This is a genomic window from Mesorhizobium argentiipisi (SeqCode) (assembly GCF_037179585.1).
Lineage (GTDB): Bacteria > Pseudomonadota > Alphaproteobacteria > Rhizobiales > Rhizobiaceae > Mesorhizobium > Mesorhizobium argentiipisi.
Window position 1 is genome coordinate 110651 of the sequence record NZ_JAPYKO010000020.1, and the last position, 7729, is coordinate 118379.

The 7729-nt window shown below is 63.0% G+C and carries 7 protein-coding genes; all 7 read left to right on the forward strand.

All coding sequences use genetic code 11. The features are described 5' to 3' along the window. Positions 1–7: 7 nt before the first annotated feature. The 7 genes from O7A05_RS24365 to O7A05_RS24395 all read left to right on the forward strand — a co-directional run bounded on the left by O7A05_RS24365 (position 8) and on the right by O7A05_RS24395 (position 7554). Positions 8–976 carry a substrate-binding domain-containing protein gene (locus O7A05_RS24365; RefSeq protein ID WP_337095473.1) on the forward strand — a complete coding sequence of 323 codons (969 nt, stop codon included), beginning with the start codon at positions 8–10 and terminating at the stop codon, positions 974–976. Between the two features lie 460 nt (positions 977–1436). Beyond that, positions 1437–3353 (forward strand): molecular chaperone DnaK, encoded by a 1917-nt coding sequence (gene dnaK / locus O7A05_RS24370; RefSeq protein ID WP_224515158.1) that lies wholly within the window; start codon positions 1437–1439, stop codon positions 3351–3353. Between the two features lie 201 nt (positions 3354–3554). Continuing rightward, positions 3555–4682 (forward strand): molecular chaperone DnaJ, encoded by a 1128-nt coding sequence (gene dnaJ / locus O7A05_RS24375; RefSeq protein WP_337095474.1) that lies wholly within the window; start codon positions 3555–3557, stop codon positions 4680–4682. 147 nt (positions 4683–4829) lie between these two features. Next, positions 4830–5435: a phospholipid N-methyltransferase PmtA gene (pmtA, locus tag O7A05_RS24380; protein WP_337095475.1), complete on the forward strand. Its 606-nt coding sequence runs from the start codon at positions 4830–4832 to the stop codon at positions 5433–5435. Positions 5436–5789: 354 nt separating this feature from the next. Next, positions 5790–6386, forward strand: coding sequence for an NADPH-dependent FMN reductase (locus O7A05_RS24385; RefSeq protein ID WP_337095476.1), 597 nt, complete (start codon positions 5790–5792; stop codon positions 6384–6386). Between the two features lie 23 nt (positions 6387–6409). Continuing rightward, on the forward strand, positions 6410–7093 hold the full coding sequence (gene pyrF / locus O7A05_RS24390; protein ID WP_337095478.1) for an orotidine-5'-phosphate decarboxylase: 684 nt from the start codon (positions 6410–6412) through the stop codon (positions 7091–7093). A 173-nt stretch (positions 7094–7266) separates the two neighbouring features. Then, entirely contained in the window at positions 7267–7554 is a 288-nt protein-coding gene (locus O7A05_RS24395) for a DUF1330 domain-containing protein (protein WP_140682050.1), read from the forward strand. Positions 7555–7729 lie beyond the last annotated feature (175 nt).

Sequence of the window (7729 nt, forward strand, 5' to 3'; positions counted from 1 at the left end):
CAGGACCATGAAACGACGTGATATGCTGAAGCTCGCCACCTTCGCGGCGGCTCTTCTGACGACGACCGCTCTCTTTTCCAGCAACCACGCCTTTGCCCAGGACAAGAAGTGGAAGATCGGCTTCTCGCAGGTGACGACCATCGAGCCCTGGCGCGCCCAATTCAACAAGGACATCATCGCCGAAGCCGCCAAGCACCCGGAAGTCGAGCTGATCATCACCGACGGCGAGGACAAGACCGAAAAGCAGGTCGCCGATGTCGAGAACCTGATCCGCCAGGAGGTCGACGCGCTGCTGGTGTCGCCGAAGGAATCGGCAGGTCTCACCGGCGTCGTGCAACAGGCGATCGACGCCAAGATCCCGGTCTTCGTGCTCGACCGCAATGTCGACACCAAGGACTACACGCAGTTCGTCGGCGGCGACAACAAGCTGATCGGCCGGGCCGCGGGCGAATATGCCGTCGAGCTCCTGGGCGGCAAGGGCAAGGCGGCCGGCAACGTCGTCGAGATCTGGGGCGGCATGGGCACGCAGCCTGCGCATGACCGCCATGACGGCTTCCATGAATTCACCGACAAGGAGCCGGGCATCAAGTACCTGCTCGACCAGCAGTCGGGCGACTGGAAGCAGGACCAGGCCTACAACATCATGGCCAACGCGCTGAAGACCAACGAGAAGATCGACCTCGTCTATGGCCACAACGATCCGATGGCCTATGGCGCCTATCTCGCGGCCAAGGACGTCGGGCGCGAGAAGGACATCAAGTTCATCGGCATCGACGGCCTGCCCAACGAAGGCGTGCAGATGGTGAACAAGGGCGAGCTGACGGCGACCTTCACCTATGTCACGCCGGGCGCCGAGGGCCTGCGCCAGGCGATCAAGTTCCTGAATGGCGAGAAGGTCGAAAAGACCATCACGCTGCCGACGGAGAAGGTCACCAAGGAGAACGCCGCCAAAATCCTGAAGGACAACGGGCTCTAAGTCCCAACATCCTGCCGGGCCATGCGCCCGGCGGGGCTTTGCCCGAGCGCCAGGCGCTCCTCACAGCTTGCGCCGGATGCGCGAAGCGTCGCCGCAACGCTGATTTTCCGCTCTTTCGCGACCGAAAGTCACGCCCGAAACAGCAAGTCTTGACCTTGCCGGCCGGCAGATCTGCGAGCCCTAAGCGCCACCGCTTTAAAAAAACCAAGCTGGAACAGTTAGATAGATTGACCTCAGGCCGGCTCTGGCGCAAAGCGCGGCAGGTCTCTTTCCGGTCGCTGCCAAGACGATGGATAGCTTGCGCAGAATGCTTGCGCCTTGTGTCGCCTGTTCTTATATACGCGCCAGCCGTCCAGCCCTGAAAAGCGGGGACCATGACGGGATTTCTTGTGAACAGGGGCTTTCGTCGGAACGCCTTTTGAAGGGTCCAGAGAGCCTGCTTAGAGGAGAGATTAGAACAATGGCAAAAGTTATCGGTATCGATCTCGGCACCACCAACTCGTGTATCGCCATCATGGATGGCAAGGACCCCAAGGTGATCGAGAATGCTGAAGGCGCGCGCACGACGCCTTCCATCGTCGCCATATCGAGCGACGGCGAACGTCTCGTCGGCCAGCCGGCCAAGCGCCAGGCGGTAACCAATCCGGAAAACACCATCTTCGCGGTCAAGCGCCTGATCGGCCGCCGCTATGACGACCCGGTAACGGAGAAGGACAAGAAGCTTGTCCCTTATAAGATCGTCAAGGGCGACAATGGCGATGCCTGGGTCGAGGCCGGCGGCAAGAAGCAGTCGCCCAGCCAGATCTCGGCCATGATCCTGCAGAAGATGAAGGAGACGGCGGAAGCCTATCTCGGCGAGAAGGTCGAGAAGGCGGTCATCACCGTTCCGGCCTATTTCAATGACGCTCAGCGCCAGGCGACCAAGGACGCCGGCAGGATCGCCGGCCTCGAGGTGCTGCGCATCATCAATGAGCCGACGGCCGCCGCGCTTGCCTACGGCCTGGAAAAGAAGGACGGCAAGACCATCGCCGTCTATGACCTTGGCGGCGGCACCTTCGATATTTCGGTGCTGGAAATCGGCGACGGCGTGTTCGAGGTGAAGTCGACCAATGGCGACACCTTCCTCGGCGGCGAGGACTTCGACATGCGGCTCGTCGAATATCTGGCGGCCGAGTTCAAGAAGGAACAGGGCATCGACCTCAAGGCCGACAAGCTCGCGCTGCAGCGCCTGAAGGAAGCGGCCGAAAAGGCCAAGATCGAGCTGTCGTCGACGACGCAGACCGAGATCAACCTGCCCTTCATCACCGCCGACGCCAGCGGCCCGAAGCACCTGACGATGAAGCTCACCCGGGCGAAGTTCGAAAGCCTGGTAGAGGACCTCGTGCAGCGCACCATCGACCCCTGCAAGGCGGCGCTCAAGGATGCCGGCCTGAAGGCGGGCGAGATCGACGAGGTGGTCCTGGTCGGCGGCATGACCCGCATGCCCAAGATCCAGGAGATCGTGAAGCAGTTCTTCGGCAAGGAGCCGCATAAGGGTGTCAACCCGGATGAGGTTGTGGCGCTCGGCGCCGCCATCCAGGCCGGCGTGCTGCAGGGCGACGTCAAGGACGTGCTCCTGCTCGACGTGACGCCGCTGTCGCTGGGCATCGAGACGCTGGGTGGCGTGTTTACCCGACTGATCGAGCGCAACACGACGATCCCGACCAAGAAGAGCCAGACCTTCTCGACCGCCGAGGATTCGCAGTCGGCGGTGACGATCCGCGTTTTCCAGGGCGAGCGCGAAATGGCGGCCGACAACAAGCTGCTCGGTCAGTTCGACCTGGTCGGCATCCCGCCGGCTCCGCGCGGCGTGCCGCAGATCGAGGTCACCTTCGACATCGACGCCAACGGCATCGTCAATGTCTCGGCCAAGGACAAGGGCACCGGCAAGGAGCACCAGATCCGCATCCAGGCTTCGGGCGGTCTGTCCGACGCCGACATCGAGAAGATGGTGAAGGACGCCGAGGCCAATGCCGACGCAGACAAGAAGCGTCGCGCCCTCGTCGAGGCCCGCAACCAGGCCGAGGCGCTGGTGCATTCGTCCGAGAAGTCGCTCAAGGACTATGGCGACAAGGTCTCGGAGGCTGACCGCACCGCGATCTCGGACGCGATCGCCGCGCTGAAGACTGCGGCTGAAGGCGACGACCCGGCCGACATCGAGGCCAAGTCGCAGTCGCTAGCCGAAGTGTCGATGAAGCTCGGCCAGGCCATGTACGAGGCTTCGCAGAAGGAAGCGGCCGAAGCCGACGCCAAGGCGGATGCCGCCAAGGATTCGGATGTGGTCGACGCCGACTTCGAGGAAATCGACGAAGACGACGAGAAGAAGAAGTCGGCCTGAGCCGGCTGACGGCGGATTATGCGAAAAGCCCGGCGCACGGCCGGGCTTTTTTGCAACCCCAATCGAAAAAGTGACAGAAAAACCCGGAGCGGCCCGGCTTAGTACTAGCATCCGGGAAACATCGCTCCTAAATCCAAGAACGTGCCGGCAAACGTCGCCAACAATGCTTGAAGACATTGAGCATCCGGACAGCGGGAAAAAATGAAAGCTGATTTCTACGAAACGCTGGGCGTGCAAAAAGGCGCCGACGACAAGGAACTCAAGAGCGCTTTCCGCAAGCTCGCCATGCAGTTCCATCCCGATCGCAACCCCGGCGACCATGCCTGCGAGCACAAGTTCAAGGAAATCAACGAAGCCTACGAGACGCTGAAGGACCCGCAGAAGCGCGCCGCCTATGACCGTTTCGGCCACGCTGCCTTCGAGGGCGGTATGAACGGCGCAGCACATGGCTTCGGCGCCGGCGGCTTCGCCGACATCTTCGAGGATATTTTCGGCGACATGATGGGCGGCCGGCAGCGCCGTTCGTCGGGCGGCCGCGAACGCGGCGCCGACCTGCGCTACAACATGGAAATCACGCTGGAAGAAGCCTTTTCCGGCAAGACGGCACAGATCCGCGTGCCGGCCTCCATCTCCTGCTCGGAATGCTCCGGCAGCGGCGCCAGGCCCGGCACGCAGCCGGTGACCTGCTCGATGTGCCACGGCCACGGCAAGGTGCGCGCCACGCAGGGCTTCTTTTCGATCGAGCGGACCTGCCCGCAATGCCAGGGCCGCGGCCAGACGATCAAGGACCCCTGCCCGAAATGCGCCGGCCAGGGCCGCGTCACCGAGGAACGCTCGCTGTCGGTCAATATCCCGGCCGGCATCGAGGACGGCACCCGCATCCGGCTTGCCAACGAGGGCGAGGCGGGCCTGCGCGGCGGACCATCCGGCGACCTTTACATCTTCCTGGCGGTCAAGCCGCACGAATTCTTCCAGCGCGACGGCGCCGATCTTTACTGCAAGGTGCCGATCTCGATGACGACGGCCGCCCTTGGCGGCTCCTTCGAGGTCACCACGCTGGACGGCACGCAGACCAAGGTGAAAGTGCCGGAAGGCACCCAGAACGGCCGCCAGTTCCGCTTGAAGGGCAAGGGCATGCCGGTGCTGCGCCAGCCCAATGTCGGCGATCTCTATATCCAGACGGCGGTCGAGACGCCCCAGAACCTGACGCGCCGCCAGCGCGAATTGCTGGAAGAGTTCGAGCAGCTTTCGTCCAAGGACAACTCGCCCCAGTCGAGCGGCTTTTTCGCTCGCATGAAGGACTTCTTCGAGTCGTTCGGCGAAAAATGATCGCCCCAGCCCCGCATTCTGCACGGCATCGGAGGGCGATCCGCTGCCCAAACGTCATCAACACCTTATGCCAGCTTGACGCCTTGCCTTGTTCCACCCACCTGCTAAGTAGCGGAGCGGGAGGCTGAGCATTGAGGAGAGCTCGTGATGGCACGTAGTCCCGGGTTGCGCAAAGCGCTGGCCGAAAAGTTCGACGACGAGCTGAAGTTCTTCAAAGGCTGGATCGACAAGCCGAAAACGGTCGGCTCGATCGTTCCCACCAGTTCCGTCACCGCCCGCAAGATGGCGTCGATCGTCAATCCGAGATCGGGCCTGCCGGTGCTCGAAGTCGGGCCCGGCACCGGTGTCATCACCCGCGCCATCCTTGCCCAGGGCGTGAAGCCCGAAAACCTCTACGCGGTCGAATATTCGACCGATTTCGTGCGCCACCTGCGCGGGCTCTATCCCGGCGTCAATGTGATCGAGGGCGACGCCTTCAATCTCAATGCCACGCTCGGCGACAAACGCGACTTGGTGTTCGATTCGGTCGTTTCCGGCGTGCCGCTGCTCAACTTCCCGGTCGCCCAGCGCGTCGCCTATATCGAAAGCCTGCTCGACCGCATTCCCGCCGGACGGCCGATCGTGCAGTTGACCTACGGCCCGCTATCGCCGATCCCGGCCGGGCGCGGCGACTACACGGTCGAGCATTTCGATTTCATCTTCCGCAACATCCCGCCGACGCAGCTGTGGATCTACCGGCGCGCAGGCCATTAGTTTCTACCTGCGAAAGTGTTTCGGGCATCGCCAGTGGCGGCAGCGTCCTGGCGACTGGCCGAACGCCCGTCACTTCGTCATCGACGGGCGGAGCAAGGAGCGAAGCGACGCGGCGCAGACCCGAGGATCCATTCCGTGACTTCGAAGCGTTGCGACGATCCAGAATTCTGCTCCGCTGCGCTCTACAATTGGGGTAACGGAATGGATTCTCGGGTCTTCGCGACGCCGCTTCGCGGCTGCTTCGCCCGTGGATGACGAAGTTGGTAGGTGGCGACCAATCCTCGAACGTTTTCTGCCACCCCTCGTTGATTTGAATGCTCCTTGGCTGTACCTGTCCCCGAACAAGGGTGGCCAATGGCAGTGATCCCAAGAATCCTCGTCTTCGCCGGCTCGGTCCGGACCGGCGCCTTCAGCGGCCGGACCGCCGACGTGGCGCAGAAGGAACTGGCCATGCAGGGCGCGGAGGTGACGCGCATCTCGCTCGGCGACTATCCGCTGCCGATCATGGACGAGGACCTGGAAAAGGAAAAAGGCATCCCCGAGAACGCGATCAAGCTCGGCCGCCAGATCGCCGCGCATGACGGGCTGCTCATCGCGACGCCTGAATATAACGGCTCGATCCCGCCATTGCTCAAGAACACCATCGACTGGGTGAGCCGGATACGGCGCGAGGGCAGCCGCACGTTCAGGCCGCTGGCCGGCAAGCCGGTCGGGCTCTGCTCGTCTTCCGGGGGCAAGTTCGCCGGCATACGTTGCATCAACCATCTGCGCGCGGTGCTGGTGCGCTGCCAGATGGAGGTGATCACGCCCGAATGCTCGGTCTCCGAGGCAGGCGAAGCCTTCGCCGAGGACGGACAATTCAGGGACGCCAGACTACACCAATCGATGGAGCGCCTATGCCGCACACTGATCGAAACCTCGCGCATGCTGTCCACCCGGATCGAGGCGTGATCAATTTCGCGGAGGCCGACACCATGCGAGACAGGCTGATCGTGGGGCTGGATCTGCCGACGCTGGAGGAGGCCGAGAGAGCGGTGCGCGAGCTCGAAGGCACTGTTTCCTTCTACAAGATCGGCTACCAGCTCGCCTTTGCCGGCGGATTGGACTTCGCGCGGGAGCTCGCCAGCGGCGGCACCAAAGTGTTCCTCGACATGAAGCTGCTCGACATCGACAACACGGTCGCCAAGGGCGTCGAGAACATCGTCAAGATGGGCATGACGATGCTGACGCTGCATGCCTATCCCAAAACCATGAGAGCGGCGGTCGAGGCGGCCAAGGGCAGCGAGCTCTGCCTGCTCGGCGTGACGGTGCTGACCTCGATGGACGAGCAGGACGTGATCGACGCCGGCTATGAATACGACCCGCACACGCTGGTGCTCAGGCGCTCCGAACAGGCGCTGCATGCCGGCATGGGCGGCATCGTCTGCTCGGCGGAAGAGGCCGAAGCGGTGCGCCGCATCGTCGGACCCGACCTGGCTGTGGTGACGCCGGGCATCCGGCCGGCGGGCAGCGACCATGGCGACCAGAAACGCGTGGTGACGCCGGCGCAGGCGATCCGCAACGGCTCCAGCCACCTTGTCGTCGGCCGGCCGATCGTCGCCGCGCCGGACCGCCGCGCCGCCGCAGAGGCGATTCTCGCCGAAATGCAATCGGCCTGAGGACCAATTCCGAAACTCTACTCCGGCGGTCATCCGGCGCCGTTTTCTGCGCTTCCGGGGCTCACGTACTTTAAGTAGGCTCCGCTCCGGTTCTCGAAAACACCACCAGCTGCCTCACCGGAGCGACTTTCGGAACTGGTCCTCGTTCGCGAAAAACAGACAGGAGAGAAAGAATGCCGAAGGGATATTGGATCGCCCGCGTCGATGTGCGCGACGCCGAGGGTTACAAGGACTATGTCGCCGCCGCGAAGCTCGCCTTCGATCGTTTCGGCGCGAAGTTCCTGGCGCGCGGCGGTGAGCATGAAAAGGCCGAAGGGCCGGGGCGCGCCCGCAACGTCATCATCGAGTTCGAATCGCTGGCGGCGGCGCATGACTGCTACCACTCGCCGGAATACCAGCGCGCCGTCGCCATCCGCCAGAAAGTGGCCGACGGCGAGATCGTGCTGGTCGAGGGCGTCTAGTTCGTCGAAACAGGCAGAAACGCCCATCTTGTCGTCATCCACGGGCGAAGCAAGGAGCGAAGCGACGCGCGCAGACCCGAGGATCCTGTGTGTTGGTTCTGGTGTATGGTTGAAGTGGGAAGGAGGCCGAGTGGATCCTGGTCGTCCTTTCGGACAGGCCGTGGCATGGCCCGGT

Bases quoted from the DNA above. Each gene is read 5' to 3' on its own strand.
- pmtA (WP_337095475.1), top strand. From the start codon at position 4,830: ATGGCACGTAGTCCCGGGTTGCGCAAAGCGCTGGCCGAAAAGTTCGAC.
- dnaK (WP_224515158.1), top strand. From the start codon at position 1,437: ATGGCAAAAGTTATCGGTATCGATCTCGGCACCACCAACTCGTGTATC.
- O7A05_RS24365 (WP_337095473.1), top strand. From the start codon at position 8: ATGAAACGACGTGATATGCTGAAGCTCGCCACCTTCGCGGCGGCTCTT.
- dnaJ (WP_337095474.1), top strand. From the start codon at position 3,555: ATGAAAGCTGATTTCTACGAAACGCTGGGCGTGCAAAAAGGCGCCGAC.
- pyrF (WP_337095478.1), top strand. From the start codon at position 6,410: ATGCGAGACAGGCTGATCGTGGGGCTGGATCTGCCGACGCTGGAGGAG.
- O7A05_RS24385 (WP_337095476.1), top strand. From the start codon at position 5,790: ATGGCAGTGATCCCAAGAATCCTCGTCTTCGCCGGCTCGGTCCGGACC.
- O7A05_RS24395 (WP_140682050.1), top strand. From the start codon at position 7,267: ATGCCGAAGGGATATTGGATCGCCCGCGTCGATGTGCGCGACGCCGAG.